The organism is Micromonospora sp. DT47, from assembly GCF_049844475.1.
Taxonomy (GTDB): domain Bacteria; phylum Actinomycetota; class Actinomycetes; order Mycobacteriales; family Micromonosporaceae; genus Micromonospora.
On sequence record NZ_JBNCLC010000008.1, the window covers coordinates 263,431 to 290,117 of the forward strand.

Genomic DNA, 26,687 nt, shown 5'->3' on the forward strand with positions numbered 1-26,687 from the left:
CCGTTGACTCTGCACGAACGGTGATTGATTGCGTGCACAGTAGTGCGCGAAACTACGAGGGCGCAAAACCACGGCCTGCGCGATCCGGGAGTTGGTTGCCACGGCCACCCGGGCTCGCGCAGAATGACGCGCGAAAGACGGTCGTTACGAGCCGTATTGCGCACCGCCTCCCTGTGCGAGGAGTTCTCATGGCGTACGTCGACGCGGAGATCGCGAGCCAGCCCGACTGCTGGCGGGAGGCGGTCGGACTCGCCCGCTCCGTCGCCGCGGACCTCCCCCGCCCCGGCGAGCGGGTCGCCGTCGTCGGATGCGGCACATCGTGGTTCATGGCGATGGCGTACGCCGGGCTGCGCGAGCGCGCCGGCCAGGGCGAGACCGACGCCTTCCAGGCCAGCGAGTTCCCCACCGGTCGCCGTTACGACCGGGTGATCGCGATCACCCGCTCCGGCACCACCACCGAGGTGGTCGACCTGCTCGCCGCCCTGCGCGGCCAGCTGCCCACCACCGTGCTGGTCGGCGACCCGGCCTCCCCCGCCGTCGAACTGGCCGACGCGGCGGTGACCATGCCCTTCGCCGACGAACGGTCGGTGGTGCAGACCCGCTTCGCCACCACCTCGCTGGCGCTGCTCCGCGCCCACCTCGGCGACAACGTCGAGGCCCTCGCGGCCGACGCGGAGGTGAGCGTCCGGGCCCCGCTGCCGATCGACCCGGCCCGGATCGAGCAGGTCACCTTCCTCGGCCGGGGCTGGACGGTCGGGCTGGCCCAGGAGGCCGCGCTCAAGTGCCGCGAGGCGGCAACCTTCTGGGCCGAGGCGTACCCGGCGATGGACTACCGGCACGGCCCGATCTCGATCGCCGCCCCGGGCCGGCTGGTCTGGGCGTTCGGCGCGCTCCCCGAGGGGCTGCCGGAGGACGTGGCGGCCACCGGCGCCGCCTTCGTGCACAGCCGCCACCACGGCTGCCACACGGTGCTGGGCAGCTGGGCGGCGGGGCGTACCCCGGTCGACCCGATGGCCGACCTGATCCTCGCCCAGCGCTTCGCGGTCGCGCTCGCCACCAGCCGGGGCCTCGACCCGGACGCGCCCCGGCACCTGACCCGCTCCGTGGTCCTCACATGACGGACGGCTCCACCGTCGGTGACGACCGGGTGGTCGTGGGGCTCGACGTGGGCGGCACCGGGATGAAGTGCGCGCTGGTCCGCCCGGACGGCGCCGTCGTGCACGCCGAGCGGCACCCCACCGACGCCGGACGCGGACCCGCCGCCGTGGTCGACACCATCCTGGACGTCGCCGAGGGCCTGGCCGGCAAGGCGCGCGCCGACGGGCTCCTGCCGGTCGCCTGCGGCATCGCCGTGCCCGGCGTCGTGGACGAGGCCGCCGGGGTGGCGGTCTGGTCGGCGAACGTCGGCTTCCGGGACGTACCGCTGCGTGACCTGGCGGTGGCGCGGCTCGGACTGCCCACCGCGCTCGGCCACGACGTGCGCGTCGGTGGCCTGGCCGAGGCCCGGCTCGGCGCGGGCCGCGGCACCGGCCACGTGCTCTTCGTCGCGATCGGCACCGGCATCGCGGGCGCGCACGTGGTCGGCGGATCGGCCGCCGCCGGCGCGCACGGCGCCGCCGGGGAGATCGGCCACATCCTGGTACGTCCCGACGGCCCGCGCTGCGGCTGCGGGCGCGCCGGCTGCCTGGAGGCGGTGGCGTCGGCCGCCGCGATCGGCCGCCGGTACGCGGAGCTAGGCCCCGCGGCAACGGGCCTCACCGCCGGAGTGACCGCGGCGGACGTGGCCACGCGGGCCGCCGGCGGTGAGGAGTTGGCCGGCCGGGTGTGGCGGGAGGCCGTCGAGGCGCTCGCCGACGGGCTCGCCACCGGCCAGGCGCTCTTCGACGTGGAGACCATCGTGATCGGCGGTGGCCTGGCCCGGGCCGGCGCGCAGCTGCTCGACCCGCTGCGGGTGGCGCTGCGCGAGCGGATGACCTTCCACCGGGAGCCGCGCCTGGTCGCGGCGGCCCTGGGCGACGAGGCGGGTTGCCTCGGCGCCGCCCTGCTCGCCCTCGACAGTCTGGAGAAGTGATGGCCCTGCGGGTGAACGGCAAGGTGGTGACCCCGACCGGTGTGGTCCGGCAGGGGTGCGTGGAGATCGACGGCGACCGGATCAGGGCGGTGGCCGAGTACCCGTCGGTCCGCGACGGGCACTGGGTCGTGCCCGGCTTCGTGGACATGCACACCCACGGCGGGGGCGGGCACACCTTCACTACCGGTGACGCCGACTCCGCCCGCGGGGCCGCCGCGTTCCACCTGCGACACGGCACCACCACCCTGCTGGCCAGCCTGGTCAGCTCCCCGTTCGACCTGATGCGGGACGCCACCTCCGCGTTCGCCCCGCTGGTGCGCGACGGCGTGCTGGCCGGCGTCCACTTCGAGGGGCCGTACCTCTCGGCGGCGCGCTGCGGCGCGCAGAACCCGGAGTTCCTCCGCGACCCGTCCACCGACGAGCTGACCGAACTGATCGAGCTCGGCGCGGGAGCGGTGCGGATGATGACCCTGGCCCCGGAGCGGGCCGGCGCGCTGGACGCGATCAAGCTGCTCACCTCGCACGGCGTGGTCGCCGCCGTGGGCCACACCGACGCCACGTACGACCAGACCCGCGCCGCGGTGGCGGCCGGCGCGAGCGTCGCCACCCACCTGTTCAACGGCATGCGCCCGGTGCACCACCGCGAGCCCGGCCCGGTGGTGGCCCTGCTGGACGCCCCGAACGTGGTCTGCGAACTGGTCGCCGACGGGGTGCACCTGCACGACGGCACGCTCACCTTCGCCACCTCGGTGGCCGGCCCGGAGCGGGCCGCGCTGATCACCGACGCGATGGCCGCCGCCGGGATGGCCGACGGCGAGTACGAGCTGGGCGGCCAGGCGGTCACGGTGGCCGGCGGGGTGGCCCGGCTGGCCTCCGACGGCGCGATCGCCGGCAGCACCCTCACCATGGACGCCGCACTGCGGCACGCGGTGGCCGCCGGCATCCCGATCGCCGACGCGGTCCGGATGGTGGCCACCACCCCGGCCCGGGCGATCGGCCTGGGCGACCGGGTGGGCGCCCTCCAGGTCGGCCTCCGCGCCGACCTGGTGGTGCTCGACGATGAGCTGAATGTGGTCCGGGTGATGCGCGCCGGTTCCTGGCTGGACTGACCCCTCCGGGCCTCCGGAGACCGCGGGCGCAGTCAGCCGGCGGCGGGGACCTCGACGCCGAGCACGGCCTGCTCGTCGGGGCGGTGCACCAGCACGTCGGCCAGGTAGGACTGCACCGCCGGACCCATCCCGACGTCCCGGCCGGCCTGCTCGGAGAGCAGCCACTTGTGCTCGATGATCTGCGCGAAGAGCTCCTGCGGCTCGAGCTTGCGGCGCAGGTGCGCGGGCACCGCCCGGACCACCGGCTCGAAGACCTCGGTCAGCCAGCGGTGCGCCGCCTGCTGCTCGTCGGTCAGGTCGCTCTCCACCCGGTACGCGTCCAGGTCGTTGAGCAACCGGCGGGCCTGGTTCTCCTCGGCGTCCAGGCCGGTCAGCCGGAGCAGCCGCCGGGTGTGGTAGCCGGCGTCGACCACCTTGGGACGGACCAGGTAACGCCCGTTGTCGACCGTCGACAGGGCCACCTCGGCGACGTCGAAGCCCAGCTCGTTGAGGCGACGGATCCGCCCCTCGATGTCGTGCCGGGCCTCCCGCTCGACCTGCTGCTCGTAGGTGATCTCGTGCCAGAGCCGCTCGTAGCGCTGCACGACCTCCTCGCAGACCACCTCCGGGTCGATCGACTCGTGCAGCAGCCCGGCGGCCTGGAGGTCCAGCGCCTCGCCGAAGATGTTGACCCGGGCGATCTCCAGGTCCTCGCCCCGCTGGCCGTTGGAGAGCGAGCTGTGCAGGGCCCCGGTCTCGGCGTCGACCAGGTAGGCGGCGAACGCCCCGGCGTCCCGGCGGAACAGCGTGTTCGACAGCGAGCAGTCGCCCCAGAAGAAGCCGGTCAGGTGCATCCGCACCAGCAGCGCGGCCAGCGCGTCGAGCAGCCGGTTCATCGTCTCCGGGCGGAGCGTGTTGGAGAATAGCGCCCGGTAGGGCAGCGAGAACTGCAGGTGCCGGGTGATCAGCACCGGGTCCAGCGGCTCGCCGTCGTCGGTCTGCCGGTCGGCCACGATCGCGATCGCCTCCACCGACGGGAAGCCGATCCGCTCCAACGCCCGGAGCAGGTCGTACTCCCGCTCGGCGACTCGCTCGCCGGTCTCCTTGACCGCGTACACGAAGTCGCCGAGCCGGACGAACCGGACGATGTGCCGGGAGATGCCCTGCGGCAGCGCCACCAGGTGGCGCGCGGGCCACTCCTCCAGCGGGGTCGACCAGGGAAGGTCGAGCAGCGCCGGGTCGACGAGGGCCGAGGTGATCCGCACGCGGACAAGTGTGACGGGTGCCCCCGCGAAGCGCTTCCCTTCGTGGTTCGGCACACAGCCGGCCGCGGCCCGCGCCGGTCGGCCGCCGTTCGCGGCCGGTAGCGTGACCGCGTGCGGGAAACCACGACGGTACGCAGCGGAGTGACGAGGAGACGGCTACGTCCGGCCGGCTGGTGGTTCGACGCGTCACTGCTGCTCGCCCTGGTCGCGCTGACCGTGGCCCTCGCCACCGACCACCTGTTCGGCGTGGACCGGGCGGTGGCCGACTGGTCCGCCGACCACCGGCCCACGGTGGCGTACTGGGTGGCCCGGGTGCTGAACCTCCTCGGCCAGGGCACCCCGCTGACGCTCATCGCCGCCGGGCTGGGCGTGCTGGTCGCGGTCCGGCTCCGCTCGGTGCGCCCGGTGCTGCCCCCGGTGGTCGCGTTCGCGCTCACCTACCTGACCATCGGCCCGCTCAAGGTCTGGACCGCCCGGCCGGCCCCCAGCGCGAGCCTCAGGGAGCCCTTCCTGCCGCCCGCGCAGACCCTGCCGCTGTTCCAGCACGAGCTGCCGGTGAGCTACGCGCAGTCGTACCCGTCGGGGCACGTGGCCAACGCGATCGTCTGGTACGGGGTGCTGGCGCTGCTGCTCGCCCCGCTGCTGCGCAGCGTCGGCCGGCGGGTCCCGCCCGGGCTGGTCACCGTGGTCCGGGTGGTGCCGCCGCTGGTGGTCCTGTCCACCACCACCTACCTGGGCTGGCACTGGCTGACGGACTCGGTGGCCGGGCTGCTGCTCGGCCTGCTGCTGGACCGGCTGCTGCACCGGGTGCCGTGGGACGACCTGCCGCTGCCCGGGCGGTTGCGGGAGTGGGACCGTCCGTTCACCTCGTACCCCTAGGGTCCGGGCCGTGGATCAACTCGCGCGACGGTTGGGCGTACCCGATGCGCTGGTCATCGGACTCGGATCGATGCTCGGTGCGGGCGTCTTCGTGGTCTTCGCCCCGGCCGCGGCGGCGGCCGGCGGCGCCGGCCTGCTGGCGGCGCTGGCCCTGGCCGGCTTCATCGCCTTCTGCAACGCGACCAGCTCGGCCCGGCTGGCCGCCCGCTATCCCGAGTCCGGCGGCACCTACGTCTACGGGCGGAAACGGCTCGGCCCGTTCGCTGGATTCCTGGCCGGCTGGGGGTTCGTGGTCGGCAAGACGGCGAGCTGCGCGGCGATGGCGCTGACCATCGGCGCGTACCTCTGGCCCGGGCAGGCCCGGCCGGTCGCGGTGGCCGCCGTGCTCGCGGTGACCGCGGTGAACCTGGGCGGCATCGCCAGGACCGCCGCCGCGACGAGGGTGCTGGTGGTCGCGGTGCTGGCCGTGCTGGCCCTGGTGGCGGTGACCGGCGTGGCGGCCGGCGACGTCCAGCTCGATCGGCTCGGCGCGGGCGGCGGCTCCGCCCGGGGCGTGCTGACCGCCGCCGGCCTGCTCTTCTTCGCCTTCGCCGGATACGCCCGGATCGCCACCCTCGGCGAGGAGGTCCGCGATCCGGAGCGGACCATCCCCCGCGCGGTGCCGCTCGCCCTCGGTGTGGTGCTCGCCGTCTACCTGGTCCTGGCGGTGGTCGCGGTCGGCGTGCTCGGGGCCGACCGGCTGGCCGCCTCCGCCGCGCCCCTGGCCGACGTGGTGACCGCGGCCGGGCTGCCCGGCCTGGCCTGGGTGGTCCGGGCCGGTGCGACGGTCGCGGTGACCGGGGTGCTGCTCTCCCTGCTCGCCGGGGTCGGCCGGACGCTGCTGGCGATGGCCCGCCGGCGGGACGTGCCCGGCGCGCTCGCCGCCGTGCACCCGGTCCGCCAGGTGCCGCACCGGGCCGAGCTGGCGGTGGCCGCGGTGGTGGTCGTGGTGGTCGCGCTCGGCGACGTGCGCGGGGCGATCGGCTTCTCCAGCTGCACCGTGCTGGTCTACTACGCGATCACCAACGCCGCCGCGCTGACGCTGGGCCGGGACCCGGCGCGGAAGCTGCCGGTGCAACTGCTCGCCGCGCTGGGGCTGGTCGGCTGCCTGCTGCTCGCGGTCAACCTGCCGCTGGCCAGCGTGCTCGCTGGCTTCGGCGTGCTCGCCCTCGGCGCCGCCTGGTACGCCCTCCGCCACCAGGGCTAGAAAGGACCCGTGCGCGGCAGGTGGCGGCTTCCGGACCACGGGAAAACGCCACTGGCCGAGGTCATTCCTCCGGTGACCGCGGCACCGGCGCGCCCGCCGGACCGGGGGAAGTCACCGGCGGCGGAGGTGGCGTGCTCTCGCGCAGCAACGCGCTCAGTCCCGCCCGCCGGGCCACCACCGTCAACCGGTCCCCCGCCGAGATCATCATCCGCGGGTCGGCCTTCCAGTCCGTCTTCTGGCCGGACGGGGTGTGCGCGAGCAGACGCACCTCGCCCGGGCGGGCCACCGCGGCGATCGGGCGGCCGTCCAGCGGGGCGCCGGCCACCACCGGCACCTCCACCACCAGCAGCGCGTGCCGGTCCACCGGGATGGTGGCGATCACCGCGCGGTCCAGCAGCGCGACCGCGAACGACGGCGCGGCCAGGTACGACACGCTGCGCGAGATGCCGATCCCGAACGCCTTCTGGATCCGTTCGGCGAAATCGCCGTCGAAGAGCCGCAGCACCACCCGCACGTCGGCGCTGAGCACCCGGGCGTTCAGCGCCGCCCGCAGGTTGACCCCGTCGTCGGTGGAGACCACCACCAGGGCCTGGCAGTGCTCCACCGAGGCGGACCGGAGCGTCTCCTCCCGGGCCGCGTCGCCGACGATCAGCGGGACGCCCAGCCGGCGGGCCAGCGCCGCGCCCCGGGCCTCCGGGTTCCGGTCGATCACCACCACCTCGACGCCGAAGTCGCGCAGCTGGGCCATCACCCGGGTGCCGATGTTGCCCAGCCCGACCACCACCACGTGCCCGGCGCGGACCGGCTGGATCCGCCCGGCGTGCAGGGCCAGCCGGGCGTTGACGATGCCGTCCACGACCACGGCGGTGATCAGCGGGATCAGCGCCAACCCGGCCAGGTTCAGCACCACCTGCATGATCTGGGCGGCGGCCGGCTTGGTGACGTCCGGATCCTGGCCGCTGAGGGTGGTGACCAGCGTGAGGTAGAGCGCCTCGGCCCAGCTGACGCCCGCCGCCCGGCCGTTCAGCCAGCCGAGCACCGCGATCACCCCGAGCAGCAGGAGCACCGCGATCCCGATCTTGCGGGTGGCGAAGCTGCGGACCGCCCGGAGCAGCACCGCCAGCGGCTGCCGCCGGCGTCGGGCCCGGACCAGCCGGCGGGCGGCCAGCTCGGTCCCGGCCGGCTGGCCGGTCGCCTCGGCGAGCACCACATCGGCCGACTGCTCGTCGGCGGGCAGCACCCGGACCAGGTCCGGGTCCGTGGTGACGGCCAGCCCGCACACCACGTCCGCCGGGCGTACGTCGTCCCGGCGGGCCACGTAGAGGGTGCGGCCACTGTGCCGGAAGTGGGTGGGGGCGACCTCGCTGAGCGCTGCGGCGACGAACGCCGGTGCGGCCATCGAGGCGTCCGAGAGCACCGCCGAGTCGGGGAAGAGCTGGCGTACGCCGTTGGCGAGGCTGGTGTTGAACATCCGTACCACGAGGCGCAGCCGGGGCTCGACCTCCTGCGCACAGAGCGCCGCCTGCATGTTGCCCACGTCGTCCTGGTGCAGCAGGGCCAGCCCGTCCGCGCCGGCCAGCCCGGCCCGGCGGAAGGTGGCCTCGTCGAGGCGGTCGGCCTTCACCACCTGGACGCCGTCCAGGTCACGGCCGTCCGGCCCGTCGGAGCGGCGCCGCTCCGGCACGACCAGGGTGATGCGTACCTGCCCTTGCGGCAGCTCGGTGGCGAGCAGCGCCTTGACGACCCAGTAGGCCAGCGGGTCGTTGCCGCAGACGACGTAGTGCGGGCGGGTGTCGCCGTTCATCCGCAACCGCCAGCCGGTCGCGCGCCGGGCGCGATCGCGCAGGGGTTCGGCCATGACCGGATCGTAGTCAGCCGGTCGCACCGGGCGCAGCCCCGTGATCACGAACGCATGTCGCCGTTGCCGGCGGGTAGTGCAGCGGCATGCAGACGTTCCTCCCGTACCCGGACTTCCTGGCGAGTGCCCGGACACTCGACCAGAAACGGCTGGGCAAGCAGCGGGTGGAGACCATCCAGGTGCTGCGCGGGCTGACCCGGCCCGACTACGGCTGGCGCAACCACCCGGCGGTGAAGATGTGGGCCGGCTACGAGGAGGCCCTCACCCGGTACGGGCTGGACATGTGCGCGGTCTGGTGCGAGCCGGGCCGGGCCGACACCTGCGCAGCCACCATGGCGACCGACCTCGCCGCCGCGTGCGGCATCACCACGATCCATACCCAGCCCGAGCTGGCCGCCGCCGGCGAGCTGCCGCCCTGGCTGGGCCGGGACGACCTGCATCTGAGCCACCGCTCCTCGCTGCTGCGCAAGGACCCGGAGCACTACCGGCCGCGGTTCGGCGACGTCCCGCCCGACCTGGAGTACGTCTGGCCCGCCTCCGACCGCGAGCGGCGCTGCCTGCTGCCGTCCGACGGCTGAGCGGGCAGACTGGAGGCTCGGCCGGCCCGGGAAGGTGCACATGGCGCTGTCGCGAGTGGTGGGTCGGCTCATCGGCGTACGCGAGCACGAGGTGGACCCGCGCGGCGGTGGCGCCCTCCGCGTGCCGCGCCCGGTCGCGGCGGTGGTGGTCGGCGGCGGGATCGCCGGCATGTCGGCGGCGGTGGTGCTCGCCGAGCGCGGGGCGGACGTGACCGTGCTGGAGGCCGCGCCGACCCTCGGCGGCCGGCTCGGCGCCTGGCCGGAGGCGCTCGCCGACGGCACGCAGCTGAACGAGCACGGTTTCCACGCGTTCTTCCGGCAGTACTACAACTGGCGGTCGATCCTGCGCCGGGTCGACCCGCGCCTGGGGTTCCTCAAGCCGATCCACGGCTATCCGATCCTGTCCGAGCAGTGGCCGTCCGAGGAGTTCGGCAGGCTGCCGCCGGCCCCGCCGATGAACCTGCTCGCCCTGCTGCTGCGCAGCCCCAGCCTGCGCCTGGCCGACCTGCGGCGGATGGACCGGGACGCGGCCCTGCCGCTGCTCAGCTACGACCCGGTACGCACCTACGCCGAGTTCGACACCACCACCGCCGACGAGCTGCTCGCCTCGCTCCGGCTGCCGGACCGGGCCAGGGCGATGCTCTTCGAGGTCTTCTCGCACTCGTTCTTCAACCACGAGGCGGAGATGTCGGCCGCCGAGATGATCGCCCAGTTCCACTTCTACCTGCTCGGCAACCCGGAGGGGCTGGCCTTCGACTGCCCGGACGAGGACTACGCGACGGCGATCTGGCAGCCACTGACCCGGCACGTGCAGAAGCATGGCGGCCGGGTGGTCACCGGCGCCGCCGCGACCCGGCTGGACCGCGGCCCGGACGGCTGGCGGGTCACCGTCGCCGACGGTACGTCGTACACCGCCGGGCACGTCGTGCTCGCCGTGAACCCGCCCGCGCTCGCCGCGCTGGTCGCGGCCTCCCCCGGCCTGACCGCGGCGGCGCCCCGGCTGGTGGCGCGGATGCCCGCGTTCGGCCAGGCCGGCCCGCCGTACGCGGTGGCGCGCTACTGGATGGACGGGGACGTGCGCGCGGACCGGGCGGTGTTCAGCGGGGTGTCCCGGCAGCCCACCCTGGACTCGGTCACCCTCTACCACCGGCTGGAGAACGAGTCCCGCCGCTGGGCCGAGCGGACCGGCGGCTCGGTGGTCGAGCTGCACGCGTACGCCTGCGACCCGGGCGTGCCCGCCGAGGAGCTGGCCGAGCGGATGCGGGTCGAGCTGACCGCGCTCTGGCCGGAGGCGGCCGACCTGCGGGTCCGCGAGCTGCGGGCCCGGGTGGAGGCGCAGGCCCCCGCGTTCGCCCCGGGCAGCCACGCCGGCCGCCCAGGGGTGCGCACCGACGCCGACGGGCTCTACCTGGCCGGCGACGGGATCCGGACCGACTTCCCGAGCGCGCTGATGGAACGATCGGCGGCGACCGGCATCATCGCGGCCAACCACATCCTGCGGGCCGCGGGCGCGGCGGCGGAGCCGGTCCGCTCGGTCCGGCCCCGCGGGCTGCTGGCCCGGCACTGAGCGGCCCGGCCACCGGGCCCCCGGCTGCCCGTCTCCCGCTGAACCAGCCCGGCAGGGCATCGAAATGCGTTGCCCGCCCCCACGGCCCCGCCCTACCGTGATCCGCGCAAGGTCAACCAGCCCGCCGGGAGCCAGCCATGTCGTTGTCGCACGTCACGTGCGCGTCGTCGACGCTGCCGGTCGGCCGTTGCCGAGCCGAAGGTCCCCGGGACGGGTGGCCCGACTGACGCGTGCCCGCACGCGATCCAGCCGCCCGTCCCACGCCGGACCGGGCGGCTTTTCGCTGTCCGGCCCGGTCCGCCGCCGATCGTGAAGGGAGAGCCCGGTGGACGCCGTCCTCGTCATCAACGCCGACCTCGGCCCGCTGCACCGGGTCACCGTCCAGCACGCGATCCGGATGCTGTGCCGCCGGGTCGCCGAGATCCACGAGGCCGAGCCGGACCAGGTGATCGGGATCTTCCCGGTCCCCCGGGTGGTCCGCCTCGTCCGGTACGTGGTCACCCGCTGGCGGTTCAGCGCCGGACCCGCCTGGTCTCGGGCTGGGGTGCTGCGCCGCGACGCCCGGTGCTGCGCCTACTGCGGCGGCCCGGCCAGCACGATCGACCACATCCTGCCCCGCTCGCGCGGTGGCCGGAACACCTGGAAGAACACCACCGCCGCCTGCTACGCCTGCAACCAGCGCAAGGGCGACCGGACCCCGGCCGAGGCGGGCATGCCGCTGCGCCGCGAACCGGCGACGCCGGGCTGGGCGGCGCTCGCCGGGCGGTGACCGACCGGCCGGCGGGCACAGGGGGCCGCGTCGGGGGTACGCCTCCGGCGCGGCGCCCGCCGGCCCCTGTCTCCGGCGCCGATGCCAACGGGCAACGGGTGGCACCACCCCGGAGATGCCGCCGGCCGGAAACATGCCGACCGGTAGGGGCGCGTATTCGACTGTGGCGGGTTCTTCGGGCGCGGTGGGTCAGGGTAACGGTGTGTGGTCGCCTGGGGCGTACTGACTCCAGGTGCCGCCGGCGTTGGCGACCTGCCGGGTGGCGGTGGTCTGGTGGAAGCCAAGGGCGTCGGCGATGACGGGGGCGGGGGCTTGCAGGACGAGTTGGCGCAGCGCGGCGATGCGGGCTTCCTTGATCGGGAAGCCGAGCTTTCTGAGCCGTTTGTGCAGCGTCTGATAGGCGACGGGCTGCCCGGCGAGTCGACCGGGGAACAGCAGGGCCGGTGGTGGCCCGGCGGCGGCGACGAGTTGCCGCAGGAGCGCGGCGAAGGGTTCGGGAACGGGGGCGGGCGGGTCGCCGAGGTGGATGAGTAGCTCGCCGTCGTGTTCGGTGACGTCGGTGGTGGTGAGGTGCTGGATGCGGCTGAGTGGTTGGGCGTAGAGCAGGAGCAGGCAGGCAGCGGTGCGAGGGCCGGCGTCGGAGTGATCGTCGACGGCGAACCGGCGCAGCAGGGCCAGGCGCCGTTGCTGCGTGATGACGGTGCCGGGCTTGAAGGTTAGCCGGGTCGCGACCAGGCGCCGGGGTAGGTGGCCGTGCTCGATGGCCCAGGTGAGGAAGCCGTGGACGCTGTGCCGTTGGTGAACGCGGGCATTTGTGTACCAGGTGTCGAGCTGGGCTTGGGTGAGGTCGGCCGGGTCGATGCTGTGCTCATGCAGCCAGGTCAGGAACCTCTGGGCTTGGGTGAACTGCTGGGTGGCGTATGGCTTGGCGGTGGCCCGCAGTGGTCGGGTTGCTGCGGTGGCGCGCAGGCGGGGCAGCTGGTGCCAGAGCGCGAATCGGCGCAGCAGCCGTTCGTGGGGGTGGTCGACCAGTTCGGCGAGCCGGCGGCGTAGCCATTCCTCCGTGTCGACCAAGTGCTTGTCAACCGGCGGGAGGAGGCCGCAGACGATGAGTTCGTGGCGCATGTATCGGGCGGCGACCGGGTGGCTGTGGCTGCTGAGCGCGTCGTGGGTGAGGGGCAGCCGGCCGGTGGCCAGCGCGGTGAGCAGCTCGCGGACATGGGTCCTGCGCAGCCAGCGCAGCACCTTCTCGGGTTGCTTGACGGTTAACGCCCCAGCCAGCGGCGCGAGTGCGGGACTGATGGCCCCGGTGCCGTCGTCGAGGACCTGCTCGATGCGCAACGCAGCTCGGCAGCTCACGCAGGTCGGGCGCCTGCCCGGCCGTTTGGGTAGGGCGGTGCCGCAGCGTCGGCAGGACCACCCTGGGGTCGGTTCGATCACGGTTCGGCGCGCAGGGTAGCCCGTTTGGGCCGGACCGCGGCGAGGTCGACCACGCCGTCGGCGGCGCCGGCCGCCTTGCGGGACGGGACGACATCTTCGGCCCGCGTCGCGATGAGCTGCGCAGGGCTGGCGTCGAGGATGTCGCAGAGCGCGGCGAGCACCGGCAGGGATAGCCGCTCCGGGGTCTGGGTGACCAGCCGCCAGACCTGCACGGCGGACAACTGGATGCCGCGATCGGCCAGCAGTGGCACCAGGTCGGAGGCGTTGAACAGCCCGTTGGCAGCCATGACTTCCCTCAGCCGCCACTGGTAGGCCACCTGTCGCTTGGGCGTCATCGCGTCGTCCTCTCCGGCCGGGTCGCGGCCGTCATCGTCGCATCAAGGGCTCGCCGCAGGGTGCGGGTGCGAAAGTCCGAGGACACGCAGGTGTAGATCGACGTCGTGGAGGCGTGCTCGTGGCCGACCTGCTGCTGCACGAACAGCGGGTCCCAGCCGGCCTCAATGAGGTGAGTGACGTAGGAGCGACGCAGCGAGTGGAAGTCCAACCCGGGGCCAAACCCCAGCGCCTTGCGGTAGTCGGTGAGCCGCTTGTTGATCGTGCCCAGGGTGATCCGACTGCCGCGCTCCGATGGCCACAACGCCGGCGAACCTGCTTCGGGCATCAGCGGCCGGACCTCGGCGATCCACTGCTGGAGGATTTCCGTGGTCCAGCCCCAAACGGTCAAGACGCTGCGTGGTTTCGGCGGTGAGCCCTTGCGGGCCTTGCCGAAGCGCACCCGGCAGACTCCGAAGTCGCCGAACTCGCGTGCGTGTGGGTTGGCGCCGAAGTCGATCAGGTCGAGCATGGCCACCTCCCGGCGGCGCAGCCCGTAGCCGTAGGCGACCTTAAACAGGGCGGCGTCGCGGAACGCGGCCAGCCAGCCCTTGCGGCCGGCGTTGCGTACCCACACCACCTGGTCGTCGGCGTAGTCGAACAGGGCTTGCAGTTCGTCGAGGGTGAACGCCCGCCGCGAAGGGTCGCCCTCGGCGTCCTGGGCGTGCACCGCAGTGTTCCACTCGTGCACGACCTGGACCGGGTGCATGCCGAAGCGCCGCTCGCACTCGGCGGCCCACTCGTAGGCAGGGTCGGTCAGGTAGTCGCAGAACGCCGCGATCGAGGTCGAGTCGTTCCGGATCGTCGAGCGGCGTAGGCCCCGCACCGACCGCAGGTCAGCCAGCCACTCGTCGAGCAGTTGTGGGCGCCACGCCCACGGATAGGCGTCCGCATGCCCCGTGAAGGCCCGCACCGTGGCAAGCCGCTTGTCGATCGTGGAGAACGACAGGTTCCGGGCGAGCTGCTGCGCTCGCCACCCGTCGCACATCGCCCCGAACACCTGCTCCTCCGGACGCAGCAGCGACACCCCGTCGACCAGCAGCAGCCCCGCCGAGCCCGGCGCTCCGCTCCCGCGACCCATGCAGGACCACCCTCCGTGTCTTTCATCAAACGAAGGGATCCTTCATCAGATGAAAGCTGAGGGCAAGCCCTGGGCGACCTGCTATTTGGCTAAGCCTGGCTGCGGGTCGAGGGTCGCCGGGAGCCGCAGCATCGGCCAGCGCTGGTCCGGACGGAAGTCGGTGTAGGTGCCGTCGAAGGGAAAATCGCCTGCCGCAATCAGCTTGATGAGCCGCTCTCCCTCGGCGCGGACGGCGTCGGCCGTAGCCCTGTCGAAGTAGAGGGGGTTTCCGATGCGCCCGTCGAACTCGTCGACGTCCTTCCACTCCCACTGCCGGTCTGGGGTCACGACGATGTCGAGGATGAGGTCGTTGGTGTCCACGCCGTTGGGCTGCCGATGACAGGGCGTTTCGAGGTTGACGTACCAGCCGGTGAAGGCGCCATCGCGGAAGAACCACCACACCGAGTAGGCGGCCTGCGGCGGCATGAGGACCAGAATGTCGTACGTCTGCCAGGTCAGGACCGTCAGCTTCGGGTCGCGCATCCGATCGACGGTGACCTCGTGTTGAGTCTTGCCGTCCGCATCGACAAGCCGGGCGAAGTCACTGCCGGCTGGATGCCAGAGCAGCAGCCCATCCTCGTTGTCGGCGATGACGCGCATCGGCTGCACCCACGTGCACCAACGTCCACGCAGATAGCGACGATTGATGATCTTTCCCGGCTCAAATAGCATCGCAGCAGGGTAGCCCGCCTTGATCAGATGCCGCTGACCTGAAGGACCGTTAGTCGCCGGCACAGGCCGAAGCGCGCGGCCACTCCCGGTGCTCCACCTCGCTCGACCGCTGTCCCGTCCGGCTTGAAGTGGCACCTGGTGGCGAGTGTTGAGCTGCGGTCGTTCCAGGTGCGCCCGGACAAGATCGAGGCTAGTTGTCCGGATCTAAGTGGCACTTTCGGCGATGGGCTCGGCTGCCGTTGCTCGACCTGATCCCGGCTGGATCAGAGGCGAATACGTAGGTAGGCCCGGTCATCGAAGCTCACCTGTCCGGGCAAGATCGCCTTGGTGCCGGCAAGCTCCGCCACGCACCAGGGGTCCTTCGCCAGGAGCAAGGCAAGCTCTGACTCGGACGCGGCCAGTGTCTCACCGATGACCGGATAGCCGTCGCTGGCAATCATCAGTTCGTCGATGCCATCGGGCACCGGATGCACTACCACCAACGACGGAGGAACGGGCCGCCCATCGATTGCGGCATATCCATATGGCCCGATGCTGTTGCGCATGGCACCCTGCCGCCTGGTCAGAGCTCGCGCCGCGAGTCGCCCTGGGTCCGCCTCCACCACCCGATCCATGCTGATTGTCCCGGCAGCGGCCTCCGCAGCGAGAACCGCAGCCCGGAACGACGCAGCGACGCGGTCGACAAGTTTGCGTGGCTGCCCGACCGACGCGGGGAGTCCGCTATAGGAGAATCCGACGTCACCGATCTGCCAGATCTCCCGGCGCGCTCGCGAATAGACGGTGACCGCCGCGCTCGGCCGCTCGGCTGCTGTCAGCCCAGAGTCGAGGCGGGCCGCCAGTTCCGAGGTCATGGCCACAACCGCCCGATGCGGGTCAACGCCGTGCGGCAGTTGCTGCACGGCGTCCCGACAAGCCGCCATAGCCCACCATCCACCCGCCGCGCTCCCGTAGCGCCGGCCACTCACATCCGTAGCGCCGTCAATGACAGCCGCATGCTCGGCGGTCACGACGATTGAGTCTTCGCATACTTGCGGATCTCCGGACTTGCCCAGCACGAACTGCTCCACGATCTCCACAGATCTGATACTCGCCTACGACACTGGACCGCCTCGAGCGGGACGGTGCCAACTCGGTCCGGACGGTGCCACCTTGCGGCGGACGGGACAACCACCGTGGCGAGGACTGCATCGGATGAAACCCGCCACGGTTAGAGTGCGATATGACTGAGGGGCATGAATATGCCTCTCCGTCATATCGCTCAATCGGCAGTTGGCCATGGGGCAGTCCGCGTCCGCCGGCAGGACGACCAGCCCCAGCCGGTCGACGGCGACCGGTCGAACCGCGGTCAGTGCCGGCCGGACGGCGTCCAGCCGAAGTTCGGCGCCCGGCGCTCGTGGTGGGCCGCGACGCCCTCGCGCGCCTCGCCGCTGTCCCGCACCTTCCGGTGCCACCAGGCGATCCGCGCGGCGTTCGCCCGGTCGTCGATGATCTCCTTGGCCGCCGCGACGCTCAGCTGGGACCGCTGCGCGATGGCGGTGGTGACCGCGTCCACCCGCGCTCTCAGGTCGTCGACCACCTCGTCGACCAGTCCCACCCGCAGGGCGCGCTCGGCGTCGATCAGCTCGGCGGTGAAGAGCAGGAACTTGGCCGTCGACGGGCCCACCAGCCGGGTCAGCCGCCGGGTGGTGGGGGCCGGGTAGACCAGCCCGAGCCGGGCCGGCGGTACGCCGAACCGGGCGTCGCGGGCGGCGATCCGCAGGTCGCAGGCGACCGCGAGCTGGCAGCCGCCACCGACGCAGGGGCCCTGGACGGCCGCGACGGTCGGCTTGGCGAAGGCGGCCAGCCGTTCCTCGGCGGCGACCGCGATGCTGGCGTCGCCGGCGTCCAGCAGCTCGTCGAGGTCGCCCAGGTCGGCGCCGGCGCAGAAGGTGCCGCCCGCGCCGGTCAGCACCAGCGCGCGCACCGCCGGGTCGTCCTCCAGCCCGTCCAGCAGCACCGGCAGCCGCCGCCACATGGGCGGGGTCATCGCGTTGCGCCGTCCCGGGTTGTGGATCGTCACCGTCGCCACCGCGCCGGTGACCTCGACGGTCAGCTCCGCGTCCGACACCGCCACCACCCCTCTCCCGACGACCGGCGCGCGCCGGGGCCCGTCCCGGCGACCATAACGGCGCGGGCCCGACGACCACCCGCGAGGGGTGGCCGCCGGGCCCGCCGACGGCGAGGTCAGGTCAGGTCAGGAGACGTTGACCGCGGTGTCGTCGACCACGAAGGACGTCTGGAGCGAGGAGTCCTCGGTGCCGGTGAACTTCAGTGTGACGGTCTGGCCGGCGTACGAGGCCAGCGAGAACGACCTCTGCTGGTACCCGGTGGCCTTGTTCAGGTTCGAGTAGGTCGCCAGGGTCTCCAGCACCGTCCCGGAGGAGTTGAGCACCTGCACCCGGAGGGTGTCGTACGCGGTGCCGGTGGTGGTCTCCGACGTGTCGATGTGCAGCCAGAAGGTGAAGTTGTACGAGGTGCAGCCGGCAGGCAGGCTCACCGCCTGGGAGAGCGTGTCGGTGTGGGTGCTGCCGTAGCCGTCCAGCCAGGCGTTGCGGGTGCCGCTACGGGCGGGCTGGCCGGTGAACGAGCCGATGACCCCCGAGGTCGAGGCCCACGGGCTGGTGCCGGACTCGAAGCCGGGGTTGCCGAGCTTCTGGCCGGCGCCGGTGCAGCCACCGCCGCTGCCGTTGACGGTCAGCGTGTAGGTCGCCGTCCGGGTCACCGAGGTTCCGGTGCCGGTGACGGTCACCGAGTAGGTGCCGGCCGGGGTGCTCGTCGAGGTGGCGATGGTGAGGGTGGACGAACCGCCCGCGGTCACCGAGGTCGGGTTGAACGATGCGGTCGCGCCGGTCGGCAGGCCGGACGCGGAGAACGTCACGGTCTGCGCGGTGCCGCCGGTGACGGCGGTGCCGACGGTGGTGGAGACCGAGCCGCCCGCGGTCACCGAGCCGGAGGTCGGCGAGAGCGAGACCGAGAAGTCGTTACCGGTCGAGCAGGGCGCGTCGCTGCCGGAGACCGCCACCGCGGTCCACGCTGCCTGGACGGCCTTGTACTCGGTGGAGCAGCTGCCGTACAGGTCGGTCGCCGCGCGGAGGCTGTACGCCCGGGCGGTGTTCGACGGGGTGGTGGTGTTGACGTACGAGGTGTTCGACGTGAAGTACACGTCCAGCGCGCGGAACCAGATCTTCTCGGCCTTGGCGCGCCCGATGCCGGTCATCGCCGGGGCGGAGCCGCAGAGCGGCGAGTTGCCGTAGGCGGTGGAGCCGGTGCCCTCGGCCAGGTTGAAGAAGAAGTGGTTGGCCGGGCCGGACGAGTAGTGCACGTCCTTGTTCTTGGTGCTCGTGGTCCAGCAGCGGTCGGACGAGCCGTCCAGCGCCGGGTCGTACATGTAGCGCAGCGGCGTGCCGTTGCCGTTGATGTTGATCTTCTCGCCGATCTGGTAGTCACCCGGGTCGGCGGTGGTGTTGGCGTAGAACTCGACCATCGTGCCGAAGATGTCGCTGGTGGCCTCGTTGAGGCCGCCGGACTCGCCGGAGTAGGTCAGGCCGCCGGGCACCACGTTCTCGGTGACGCCGTGGCTCATCTCGTGGCCGGCCACGTCCAGCGCCACCAGCGGGCGCGCGTTGCCGGAGCCGTCGCCGTACGTCATCTGGGAGCCGTCCCAGAAGGCGTTCACGTAGTTGTTGCCGTAGTGGACCCGGCTCGGCACGCCGGCGCCGTTGCCGAAGATGCCGTTGCGGCCGTGGACGTTCTTGAAGTAGTCGAACGTCTTGGCGGCGCCGAAGTGGGCGTCGACGGCGGCAGACTGCCGGTTGGAGGTGGCGCCGGTGCCCCAGGTGTTGTCGGCGTCGGTGAAGGTGGTGCAGGTGAAGGTGCCGTTGTTCATGTCGCAGGTGCGGCCGTTGCCGTGCGAGGGGTCGATCATCTGGTACGTGCTGCCGGAGAGCGTCGTGTCGACGCTGACCGTGCCCGAGTAGACGCTGTTGCCGGTGCCGGCGACCATCTCGATCTCGTCGTACGAGCCGATCACCTTGCCGGTGACGGCGTCGCTGATGACGTGGAAGCGGGACGGGGTCTGGCCGTCGGTCTGCCATCCGCCGAGCACCGTCTCGTACGCGAGGCGGCCCTTGCCGGAGCTGGCGTCGACGAAGAGCTCCGGGGCGCCCACGGCGGTGAGCTTGCCGGAGAACTGCTTGCGCGCGGTCGCCCCGGCCGCGGACGGGGAGACCTTGGCGCCGGTGCCGAGGGTCAGCGGGGCGGAGAGGCCGACCGAGGAACCGGCGTAGCTGCCGTTGGGCGCCGTGTGGATGACGAAGTCACCACCGTAGACGCGGAGGCCCTTGTAGGTGCGGATGTAGCGGGTGTGCGCCGCACCGCTGGCGTCCACCTTCGTGCGGACGGCCTGGTACGACTCCCCGCTGGCACCCTGGACGGCGCCGGGGTTGCTGCGGAGCAGGCTGTCAGCACGAGCTGCGGAGGAGGTGTCCGGGGCAGGGGCGGTGGGAGCCGCGTGCGCTGCGGTGGCGACGCAGGTCAGCATGCCGCTGGTGAGCAGAGCTGCGCTGACGGCGGCGAGGGGTCTTTTCACGTGCCCTCCTGGCAAGGGAAGTGGTGACGGGGGTAGTCACGCATGTAGATATAGCGATATGCCGAGGAAAAGAAAAGAGGGAAGCGCTTCCAACCCGCGACACTGACCAAACGGTGGATGAGCCCTCTTGACGGAACCCGGCGGCGTCGACGCACGTCCGACCGGCATGAGATCATCGGCCCTGGTCATTGTCAAGATCACGGTTGTGGCCGGCCTGCTGACCGGCTGCTCAGCGACCGACCTCGGTTCACCTGCACCATCGCCGTCCGCCACGACGGCCACCGCCCCCACGCCCGTCCCGACCACGGCCGCCCCGGGTATCGCGACCCCGAGCCCCTCGGCCACCGGGACGACGGCCCCCCGGGTGGTGCTGAGCCGCGCCGGCGGCTTCGCCGGGCAGACCGAGACGGTCACCGTCGAGCCGGACGGGCGGTGGACCGTCACCGGGAGCGCGGTGCGGGGCAGCGGGAGGCTCACCCCGGCTCAACTCGCCCGGCTCAACTCCCTGGCCGCCGACCCCAGACTCGCCGCCGAGGCGAGCCGCCCCCCGACGTCGACCGTGTGCCGGGACGCCTACGACTACCGGCTGACCATCGGCGCGACCGAGACGCGGTACACCGACTGCCTCGCCGACCCCGACCGCCCGCCCGTGACCCGCGCCGCGGTCGAGCTGCTGACCGCCGCCACCGGCGCCGGTCCCCAGTCGCACACCGGCGGCTGAGCCTTCAACCACCCGCGCGACGACCGGCGGGCGCCGGGCCCTACCAGCCCCGGGCGGCCGCCTGCAGCGCCCGCCGGACGGCGGCCACCTCGCGCCCCTGCGCGCGCGGCCGGTTGGGCGGTCAGAGCCGCTGCACGAGGCGGAACCGCACCGCCACCGCGAGCGTGTCGTCGTCCACGGTGAAGTCCGGGTCGCCGAGCCAGCCCAGGTAGTCCGGCCCGTGCCAGTACTCCTCATGGCCGGCCCGCCAGGCGGCGACCGAGTCGTACCCCTCGCCCTCGTCCCGGGCATGGTCGAGGTCGACGTCGCCGAGCCGGACGACACGTACCTCGGTCTGCTCGATGACCGCGACGGGGCGGCCGTCGGAGTCGACGACCACCGAGCGGTCGCCGACCTGCGGCAGCGGCTCGTCGTCCCGCTCGTGGTCCTGGAGCAGCCCGGTGGCGGAGGTCTTCACGCCGGAGAGCACGGCGGCGACCAGCTGGTCGCGCAGCGGCCCGGGAAAGGCGAACTCGCACGTCGGCAGGGCAGAGATGTCAGGCGTGGTCACCGGGCCGACCCTAGCCGGGGCCGCCACCGCTCACACCCGATAATCCGACGGCAGGCCGGTCCCCCGCAGCTCCGGCGGCAGGTGGGCGACGTCATTGAAGGCGATCAGGCTCGGTGGCCCGGACGAGCTGTAGCGGATCACCGTCAACCCGGCGTTGTGCTGGTTGAGACCGAGCCAGCGCCGCTCCGGCGCGTCCAGGGCGTGCCGCACCAGCCAGCCGATCAGGAAGTTGTGGGTGATCACCAGCTCGCGGTCCTCGCCGTCGAGGGGCGCGGTGGCGAAACGCGCCACGGCCGCCGCGGTCAGTCGCGGCCCGTCGACCCGCTCACGCTCCGGGAAGGCGGCCAGGAAGTTCGCGTACGCCGCCGGCAGGCCGGCCGGATCGGTGTCGTGCGGCAGGTGGTCGCCGGCCAGCTCGGTCGCGTACACCGGGATCCCGGGCAGGGAGGCGGCGACCAGCTCGGCGGTCTCCGCGGCCCGGCGCAGCGGTCCGTGGTGGACGGTGCGGAACGGTACGCTCCGCAGCCGCTCGCCGAGCAGCGTCGCCTGCCGGCGGCCCCGCTCGGAGAGCCCGATCTCCGGGGACTCGACCTCCGCGCTCTCCTGCTCGCCGTGCCGCGCCAGGTAGAGCAGCCGACTCGCCATCGTCACCTCACAAGATCGGGAGGCGCGATCGTAACCTCGCGCCTCCCGACCGTCAGCCCCGTCGGCCGCCGTCAGCCCCGCCTGCCCTCCGATGCCCGGGCGAAGGCGACCGAGACCCAGGCCCAGCCGGCGGTCACCGCCAGGCCGAAGGCGACCATGGCCACCGGACCGGGCCGGACCATCAGTCCGCCCCAGGCCACCGCGAAGAACACACCGGTCACCAGGTGGTACCCGGCCGGCCCCCACGCACCGCGCCGGGCGGCCCGGCGGCCGACGACCACCGTCGCCACGATCAGCGAGACGAAGGCGACCGCCGCGGCCAGGAAATGCAGCCCACCGTGCCAGCTGATCTGCCCCGGGCCGCGCGGCGTGCCGGCCGGGAACCCGTCGGCCGGGTCCGCGCTGAAGACTCCGGCGGCCATCAGGCCCAGTCCGTAGAGGGCGAGCAGCCGCGGCAGCCAGACCGACTCCGTCGCCGGTGACCGGCGCAGCGCGACGGCCGCGCCGAGCACCAGCAGCCCCGTGGCCAGGAACGTGGCGATCTGGATCCAGCCCAGGTCGCCGGTGCTCAGCAGGCTGACCGGGTGCCGCCGGAAGTCGAAGCCGTCCCGGGTCAGTCCCTGGAGCACCGCGGAGGCGGCGAAGATCGGACCGGCGAGGACGCCGCCAGCCAGCAGTGCCCGGTCCCGGCCGAGGGTGGCCGGGCGCACCGGGGAGAACGGGATCGCCTCGGTCATCGCCGTGCTCCCCTCAGGCCCGCGGGAACATCTGGCCGATGCGGATCCGGTTGCCGAACGGGTCGCGGATGCCGAAGTCGATCCCGTACGGCCGCTCGGTCGGCTCGTCGGTGATCTCCACGCCCTTGGCGACCAGGTCCTCGTACGTCTTGTGGGCGTCGTCGGTGGTCATGAAGAGGTAGCCGCCCAGCGCCCCCTTGGTGAGCAGCTCGCGGACCTGCTCGGCGGTGGCCGGGTCCAGCGCCGGCGGGCCGGGCTTCTCCAGCAGGACCTCGCGCTCCGGGTCGCCGGGCACGTTGACCGTCAGCCAGCGCATGAAGCCGAGGTCCTGGTCGGTGTTGACCTCCATGCCGAGCTTGCCGACATAGAAGTCGAGGGCCTCGTCCTGGTCGAGGACGTAGATCTGGGAGCGGCTGATCGCGTTCATCGTCATGCCCAGAACGCTAAACGACGGCCCTGACCTGCTGCTTATCCAAAACTGCTGGGTCTGGTCCAGGCCTTGGTGAAACAGCTCGGCACGTTCGCGGCGGTGGCGGCGCGGCGCTTGCGGAAGTCGCTGGGCGACTCACCGACGATCTGCCGGAACGTCCGGCTGAACGAGCCGAGGCTGGAGAAGCCGACCGCGAAACAGATGTCGGTGACGTCCCGGTCGCTCTCGATCAGCATCGACATCGCCCGTTCCACCCGCCGCCGTTGCAGGTAGCGGTGCGGGGTCTCGCCGAAGGTGGCGCGGAACGTGCGGATGAAGTGCGCCTCGGAGACGTATGCGATCCGGGCCAGCGCCGGGATGTCCAGCGGCTCCGCGTACGCCCGGTCCATCGCGTCGCGGGCGCGCAGCATCGCCCGGTTCGACCCCTCCACCGCCCGGCTCATCGCGTCCCTTCCGGCCACGGCCGACCCCCACCGGTGTCGAGCCTAGTGCGTAGTGCCAGGTGACGGCATGACCGACGTTCGAACCGAACCAGCTCACCTACGTTCATCGGACGGACCATCCCGTCTGACACCGGTTCGAGGCGCAGGACTTGTGGGAGATAGGAGCGGGTCGGGCTTCCGCCGGAAGCCGGCCGCTGCGATCATCGGTCGATGGATGAGCAGCTTCCGAACTCGGTGACGAGCACGGCCGATGACTCGGTTGGCCGAGAGGATGCCTCTCGGCAGGGAGTTGTGTCGCTCCGCACTGCTCTCCGGCGTTCGGCCGTTGGCCTGGCCCTCGGAGCTCTCCTCGTCCTGGCCTTCTCATGGATCCATTCCGACGGCTTGCTCGCGATTTGCGGTGCGTTGATCTTCCTGCACCGTCAGGATGATCGGCGTTCACGTTCGGCGCTCGGCGCAGCGTTGCTGACTGCGGTGCCGGCCGCCTTTGCTGCTGCCGTGTTGTTGAAGGGGTGGCTACCGCAGCCTTGGGACGGCATCTTGTTCGCCGGACTCGGTGCCCTGCTCGGAAGCGCCACCTACGCCGCCGTCACCCAGATCCGATCCAAGACACCGCATGCAGCCCTTGACGGAAAATAGGAGCGCCCACGTCGCCGGCAGCCGGTCTGTCCCGTCACGTGTCACAGGAGGTCCTTAAGCGCTGGCGACGAGCCGGTCTGGTCGGGTTGCTCACAAGGTCATCCGCGCTGCTGAGGCACGCCCCGGCCTGGTGTGGCCGGCACGGTTGCTGTACTTCGCTGCTGTACTGCTGGCGTCATCTCGTCGGATTCTCGGGTCCAGCCGAGGAACCATCGGTGCAGGGAGCCGGCCGGTATGCAGGTGAGGTATTCGGCGGCCTGGGCCAGGTGGGAGCCGAGGTAGAGAGCCAGCGGGGCCGGAGCGCCGTCGAACTGCACCCGTAACTCACGCTTCCGCCTCCGGCCTGGCCAGGGGCGTTGCAGCCGCCGCAGTTTCACAGCGGCGGCAACGACACGGTCACCGCCGGATCAGGCTCGCGCCGCCAGCCGGCCGACCGCCGACAACCGCCGGATCACCGCCTCGTGTGGAACGGCGTGACTGGTACGACCGCCCGCACCGGTGGTGGTGGCGGCGGTGAAGAGTGAGTTGAGCAGCGCTTCCTCGACCGAGTCCAGGACGGCGGCGAAGACCGGGTTGATCTCCCCGTCGGGGATCGGTGGCTGGTCCGGTTGTGCCGTGCTGAACGCGATCGCGTAGTCGCCGCTGGCGTTGCTGTACGACGCCCCGACCCGACCCATCGCGAAGATGGCCCGTCGGGCGAGGCGTCCGAGCTGCCGGGCGTCCAGGGGCGCGTCGGTGGCCACGACGATCATGCACGAGTTGCCGGGTGGTTCGGTTCGGTCGGCGTCCGGGATCAGCTCGTCGGCCGGCAGCGGGACGCCGAGGGCGGTCAGCACTCCGCCGAAGTTGGACTGGACGAGGGCACCGACCGTCGCCGGACGGTCGGCCACCCGTACCGTCCTCGACGAGGTGCCGATGCCGGCCTTGAAGCCCAGGGCCGTGGTACCGGTGCCGGCCCCGACGCAGCCCTCCGCCGGCGGTCCGTCGGATGCCCCGGTGACAGCGGCGAGCACGTGTTCCTCGGTGATCGGGCGGCGGCGGATGTCCGACAGGTGGCCGTCGTTGGTCTCGCCTACCAGGGGGTTGAACGACAAGCCGTCCGGCCGGCGGTCCATCAGGTACCCCAGCAGCGCGTCCGCGGCCCGGAAGACGGACAGCGTGGCGGTCAGGACGATCGGTGACTCCAGTACGCCGAGTTCGTCCACCTGGGTTGAGCCGACGAGTTTCCCGTGGCCGTTTCCGGCGTACACGGCGGCCGGCAGGGTCCACCGTCCTGGGCCGAGTTGGCTCGGTACGACCGCGGTGACACCGGTGTGCAGGTCGGCGCCGTCGTCGATGGTGGTGTGCCCGACCAGGATCCCGGCGACATCGGTGATCGCGTTGTGTCGCCCGGTGGGCAGCCGCCCGACGACGACGCCGAGGTCGCGGGCGCGGTGGATTGGCTGGTTCATGTTGCTCCTGTCGTCGGTGTTACCGTGCGCCGATGCATGGGTCGCTCCGGAATCTGGCCGGTCGGGTGTGGTGGTATCCGCACGACGAGGACCACGACAACGTCCAGGGTGGGGTCGCGGTCATCGCCGACGAGGCGGGCAGTGTGCTGGTCGACGCCGGCAACAGCCCGGAGGCGGCCCGGCGGATCCGGAGGGAAATCGAGACGGCCGGGCTGCCGGCACCGAGCCGGCTGGTCTACACCCACCACCACTGGGACCACGTCTGGGGGGCGTGCGCCTGGCCAGACGTGGAGGTCATCGGGCACCGGGCCGGTGCCCGCATCCTCGACGCGGAGGCCCGCCGCCCGTGGAGCCACCAGTACTTGCGCGACGAGGTGGCCGCCAATCCGCGGCTCGGGCCGAGCTTCCGGGCCCGGGCCTGGGCGATGGTCTCCTGGGAGGGCTTCGCCGTCCTGCCCCCGCACACCGTGTTCGACGACAGGCTCATCCTGCCCGGCGGGGTCGAGGTGCGCCACGTCGGTGGCGGGCACGCCGAGGACTCGACGGTGGTGGCGGTGCCGGACTCCGGCGTGCTGCTGCTCGGGGACTGTTTCTACCCGCCGCCGTACCATCTGCGGCAGCCGGGTGACACGTACGACGGGGAGCTGATCCGGTCGCTGCTCGACGAGAGTGGCTTCGGGCGCTTCGACTGGTATGTCGACAGCCACAATCATCCGCGCACCGGGCAGGAGATCCGGGAGCTGCTCGCCACGCTGCCCTGCTGACCGGAGGGTGCGTCCCGCCGAGCGGCGAGCAACCGGGTGAACCATTCCAGGTCCACGTTGCCGCCGCTGACCAGGACGCCGACGCGGCGACCGCTGACCGGCACCGCCCCGGTGAGGACGGCGGCGATCGGTAGGCAGGCCGTGGGTTCGGCGACGATGGGCAGGTGCCGAGCTACCAACGCCATCGCGTCGGTCAGGTCTTTGTCGCTCACCGTGACGACCCGTCCGCCGTTCGATCGGATGATGTCGAATGGCAACCTCCCGAGCTGTCGTACCTGCGCGCCGTCGGCGATGGTCCGCGGGGTGTCGATGGACACCAGCTGGCCCTGACTCAGCGACAGTTCCGCGTCGTTGCCGAGGACCGGCTCCACCCCGACAACGGCGCAGCCAGGGGAGAGTGACTGGGCCGCCAGCATCGCGCCGGCCATCAGGCCGCCACCACCGACGGGCACGAGGATCAGGTCGTCAACAGTTCCAGACGAACCTTCCGGCACGGACTCTGGACGTGTACCAGGCCAGCACTCACCCGAGAGATGGATGCCAACTCCAACTTGCCCTCGACCACCGACTCGATAGAACCGCAGTCCTACGAGTTCCTGCTCAAGCTCGCCAGGGTCGCGCGGGTTCCCGAAGCCGCTTGCGAGCGTCAGGCCACCCACCGGCAGCGGGAGTTCGTCCGCGCAGATTGCTGTCAGCGTTGCTGTCATGTTAGGTAGCGGAGGCTCAGTCCTCCATTACGGCATACCACCGTGGTC

At 72.3% G+C, this 26,687-nt stretch carries 27 protein-coding genes; 11 read left to right on the forward strand and 16 right to left on the reverse strand.

Annotated elements, in window-relative coordinates:
- Positions 1-188: 188 nt before the first annotated feature.
- The 3 genes from ACLQ2U_RS15595 to nagA are packed head-to-tail and all read left to right on the forward strand — an operon-like array spanning position 189 to position 3,180.
- Complete coding sequence (locus ACLQ2U_RS15595) at positions 189-1,118, forward strand: SIS domain-containing protein (protein ID WP_425751344.1); 930 nt, start codon at positions 189-191, stop codon at positions 1,116-1,118.
- The gene (locus tag ACLQ2U_RS15600; protein ID WP_425751345.1) at positions 1,115-2,071 is read left to right on the forward strand and encodes an ROK family protein; all 957 of its coding nucleotides are present in this window, start codon (positions 1,115-1,117) and stop codon (positions 2,069-2,071) included. The genes ACLQ2U_RS15595 and ACLQ2U_RS15600 overlap by 4 nt, the downstream gene beginning before the upstream one ends.
- A complete protein-coding gene (gene nagA, locus ACLQ2U_RS15605) occupies positions 2,071-3,180 on the forward strand; it encodes an N-acetylglucosamine-6-phosphate deacetylase (protein ID WP_425751346.1) in 1,110 nt (369 codons plus the stop codon). The genes ACLQ2U_RS15600 and nagA overlap by 1 nt, the downstream gene beginning before the upstream one ends.
- A gap of 32 nt (positions 3,181-3,212) precedes the next feature.
- Here the strand turns inward: nagA and ACLQ2U_RS15610 are convergent, their stop codons facing one another.
- Positions 3,213-4,424, reverse strand: coding sequence for a DUF4032 domain-containing protein (locus tag ACLQ2U_RS15610; protein WP_425751347.1), 1,212 nt, complete (start codon positions 4,422-4,424; stop codon positions 3,213-3,215).
- A 111-nt stretch (positions 4,425-4,535) separates the two neighbouring features.
- Here ACLQ2U_RS15610 and ACLQ2U_RS15615 point away from each other — a divergent pair, with 111 nt between their 5' ends.
- Together ACLQ2U_RS15615 and ACLQ2U_RS15620 are read left to right on the forward strand one after the other, a co-directional pair.
- Positions 4,536-5,303, forward strand: coding sequence for a phosphatase PAP2 family protein (locus ACLQ2U_RS15615; protein ID WP_425751348.1), 768 nt, complete (start codon positions 4,536-4,538; stop codon positions 5,301-5,303).
- Between the two features lie 10 nt (positions 5,304-5,313).
- A complete protein-coding gene (locus ACLQ2U_RS15620; protein ID WP_425751349.1) occupies positions 5,314-6,549 on the forward strand; it encodes an APC family permease in 1,236 nt (411 codons plus the stop codon).
- 61 nt (positions 6,550-6,610) lie between these two features.
- Here the strand turns inward: ACLQ2U_RS15620 and ACLQ2U_RS15625 are convergent, their stop codons facing one another.
- A complete protein-coding gene (locus ACLQ2U_RS15625) occupies positions 6,611-8,407 on the reverse strand; it encodes an NAD-binding protein (RefSeq protein ID WP_425751350.1) in 1,797 nt (598 codons plus the stop codon).
- 86 nt (positions 8,408-8,493) lie between these two features.
- Here ACLQ2U_RS15625 and ACLQ2U_RS15630 point away from each other — a divergent pair, with 86 nt between their 5' ends.
- The 3 genes from ACLQ2U_RS15630 to ACLQ2U_RS15640 all read left to right on the forward strand — a co-directional run bounded on the left by ACLQ2U_RS15630 (position 8,494) and on the right by ACLQ2U_RS15640 (position 11,321).
- A complete protein-coding gene (locus ACLQ2U_RS15630; RefSeq protein WP_425751351.1) occupies positions 8,494-8,985 on the forward strand; it encodes an MSMEG_6728 family protein in 492 nt (163 codons plus the stop codon).
- 40 nt (positions 8,986-9,025) lie between these two features.
- Positions 9,026-10,552, forward strand: a complete 1,527-nt coding sequence (locus ACLQ2U_RS15635) for an FAD-dependent oxidoreductase (RefSeq protein ID WP_425751352.1) — start codon at positions 9,026-9,028, stop codon at positions 10,550-10,552.
- A gap of 325 nt (positions 10,553-10,877) precedes the next feature.
- A complete protein-coding gene (locus ACLQ2U_RS15640; protein ID WP_425751353.1) occupies positions 10,878-11,321 on the forward strand; it encodes an HNH endonuclease in 444 nt (147 codons plus the stop codon).
- 189 nt (positions 11,322-11,510) lie between these two features.
- Here the strand turns inward: ACLQ2U_RS15640 and ACLQ2U_RS15645 are convergent, their stop codons facing one another.
- The 7 genes from ACLQ2U_RS15645 to ACLQ2U_RS15675 all read right to left on the reverse strand — a co-directional run bounded on the left by ACLQ2U_RS15645 (position 11,511) and on the right by ACLQ2U_RS15675 (position 19,552).
- On the reverse strand, positions 11,511-12,662 hold the full coding sequence (locus tag ACLQ2U_RS15645) for a hypothetical protein (RefSeq protein ID WP_425751354.1): 1,152 nt from the start codon (positions 12,660-12,662) through the stop codon (positions 11,511-11,513).
- Between the two features lie 95 nt (positions 12,663-12,757).
- Positions 12,758-13,096, reverse strand: a complete 339-nt coding sequence (locus ACLQ2U_RS15650) for a helix-turn-helix domain-containing protein (protein WP_425751355.1) — start codon at positions 13,094-13,096, stop codon at positions 12,758-12,760.
- Positions 13,093-14,214: a tyrosine-type recombinase/integrase gene (locus ACLQ2U_RS15655; RefSeq protein WP_425751356.1), complete on the reverse strand. Its 1,122-nt coding sequence runs from the start codon at positions 14,212-14,214 to the stop codon at positions 13,093-13,095. Before ACLQ2U_RS15655 ends, ACLQ2U_RS15650 begins: the two co-directional genes overlap by 4 nt.
- An 81-nt stretch (positions 14,215-14,295) precedes the next feature.
- Complete coding sequence (locus tag ACLQ2U_RS15660; protein WP_425751357.1) at positions 14,296-14,925, reverse strand: DUF402 domain-containing protein; 630 nt, start codon at positions 14,923-14,925, stop codon at positions 14,296-14,298.
- 263 nt (positions 14,926-15,188) lie between these two features.
- Positions 15,189-16,001 carry a hypothetical protein gene (locus ACLQ2U_RS15665; protein WP_425751358.1) on the reverse strand — a complete coding sequence of 271 codons (813 nt, stop codon included), beginning with the start codon at positions 15,999-16,001 and terminating at the stop codon, positions 15,189-15,191.
- 269 nt (positions 16,002-16,270) lie between these two features.
- Positions 16,271-17,038 (reverse strand): enoyl-CoA hydratase/isomerase family protein, encoded by a 768-nt coding sequence (locus tag ACLQ2U_RS15670; RefSeq protein WP_425751359.1) that lies wholly within the window; start codon positions 17,036-17,038, stop codon positions 16,271-16,273.
- Positions 17,039-17,158: 120 nt separating this feature from the next.
- Complete coding sequence (locus ACLQ2U_RS15675; RefSeq protein ID WP_425751360.1) at positions 17,159-19,552, reverse strand: M4 family metallopeptidase; 2,394 nt, start codon at positions 19,550-19,552, stop codon at positions 17,159-17,161.
- Between the two features lie 364 nt (positions 19,553-19,916).
- Here ACLQ2U_RS15675 and ACLQ2U_RS15680 point away from each other — a divergent pair, with 364 nt between their 5' ends.
- Positions 19,917-20,273, forward strand: coding sequence for a hypothetical protein (locus ACLQ2U_RS15680; protein WP_425751361.1), 357 nt, complete (start codon positions 19,917-19,919; stop codon positions 20,271-20,273).
- Positions 20,274-20,394: 121 nt separating this feature from the next.
- On the opposite strand, the gene ACLQ2U_RS15685 is transcribed toward ACLQ2U_RS15680, so the two are convergent.
- The 5 genes from ACLQ2U_RS15685 to ACLQ2U_RS15705 form a co-directional block, all read right to left on the reverse strand.
- The gene (locus ACLQ2U_RS15685; protein WP_425751362.1) at positions 20,395-20,823 is read right to left on the reverse strand and encodes an ASCH domain-containing protein; all 429 of its coding nucleotides are present in this window, start codon (positions 20,821-20,823) and stop codon (positions 20,395-20,397) included.
- Positions 20,824-20,853: 30 nt separating this feature from the next.
- On the reverse strand, positions 20,854-21,468 hold the full coding sequence (locus ACLQ2U_RS15690) for a histidine phosphatase family protein (RefSeq protein ID WP_425751363.1): 615 nt from the start codon (positions 21,466-21,468) through the stop codon (positions 20,854-20,856).
- 71 nt (positions 21,469-21,539) lie between these two features.
- Positions 21,540-22,205 carry a DUF998 domain-containing protein gene (locus tag ACLQ2U_RS15695; RefSeq protein ID WP_425751364.1) on the reverse strand — a complete coding sequence of 222 codons (666 nt, stop codon included), beginning with the start codon at positions 22,203-22,205 and terminating at the stop codon, positions 21,540-21,542.
- Between the two features lie 13 nt (positions 22,206-22,218).
- On the reverse strand, positions 22,219-22,638 hold the full coding sequence (locus ACLQ2U_RS15700; protein ID WP_425751365.1) for a VOC family protein: 420 nt from the start codon (positions 22,636-22,638) through the stop codon (positions 22,219-22,221).
- Between the two features lie 35 nt (positions 22,639-22,673).
- Positions 22,674-23,078: a helix-turn-helix domain-containing protein gene (locus tag ACLQ2U_RS15705; protein ID WP_425751366.1), complete on the reverse strand. Its 405-nt coding sequence runs from the start codon at positions 23,076-23,078 to the stop codon at positions 22,674-22,676.
- 210 nt (positions 23,079-23,288) lie between these two features.
- Between ACLQ2U_RS15705 and ACLQ2U_RS15710 the strand changes: the two genes are divergently transcribed.
- The gene (locus ACLQ2U_RS15710) at positions 23,289-23,717 is read left to right on the forward strand and encodes a hypothetical protein (protein WP_425751367.1); all 429 of its coding nucleotides are present in this window, start codon (positions 23,289-23,291) and stop codon (positions 23,715-23,717) included.
- 407 nt (positions 23,718-24,124) lie between these two features.
- Here ACLQ2U_RS15710 and ACLQ2U_RS15715 read toward each other — a convergent pair whose 3' ends face one another.
- Positions 24,125-25,168: a P1 family peptidase gene (locus ACLQ2U_RS15715; RefSeq protein WP_425751368.1), complete on the reverse strand. Its 1,044-nt coding sequence runs from the start codon at positions 25,166-25,168 to the stop codon at positions 24,125-24,127.
- Positions 25,169-25,200: 32 nt separating this feature from the next.
- Between ACLQ2U_RS15715 and ACLQ2U_RS15720 the strand changes: the two genes are divergently transcribed.
- Entirely contained in the window at positions 25,201-25,932 is a 732-nt protein-coding gene (locus ACLQ2U_RS15720; protein WP_425751369.1) for an MBL fold metallo-hydrolase, read from the forward strand.
- On the opposite strand, the gene ACLQ2U_RS15725 is transcribed toward ACLQ2U_RS15720, so the two are convergent.
- Complete coding sequence (locus ACLQ2U_RS15725; RefSeq protein ID WP_425751370.1) at positions 25,878-26,639, reverse strand: pyridoxal-phosphate dependent enzyme; 762 nt, start codon at positions 26,637-26,639, stop codon at positions 25,878-25,880. The genes ACLQ2U_RS15720 and ACLQ2U_RS15725 overlap by 55 nt on opposite strands.
- Positions 26,640-26,687: the final 48 nt, after the last annotated feature.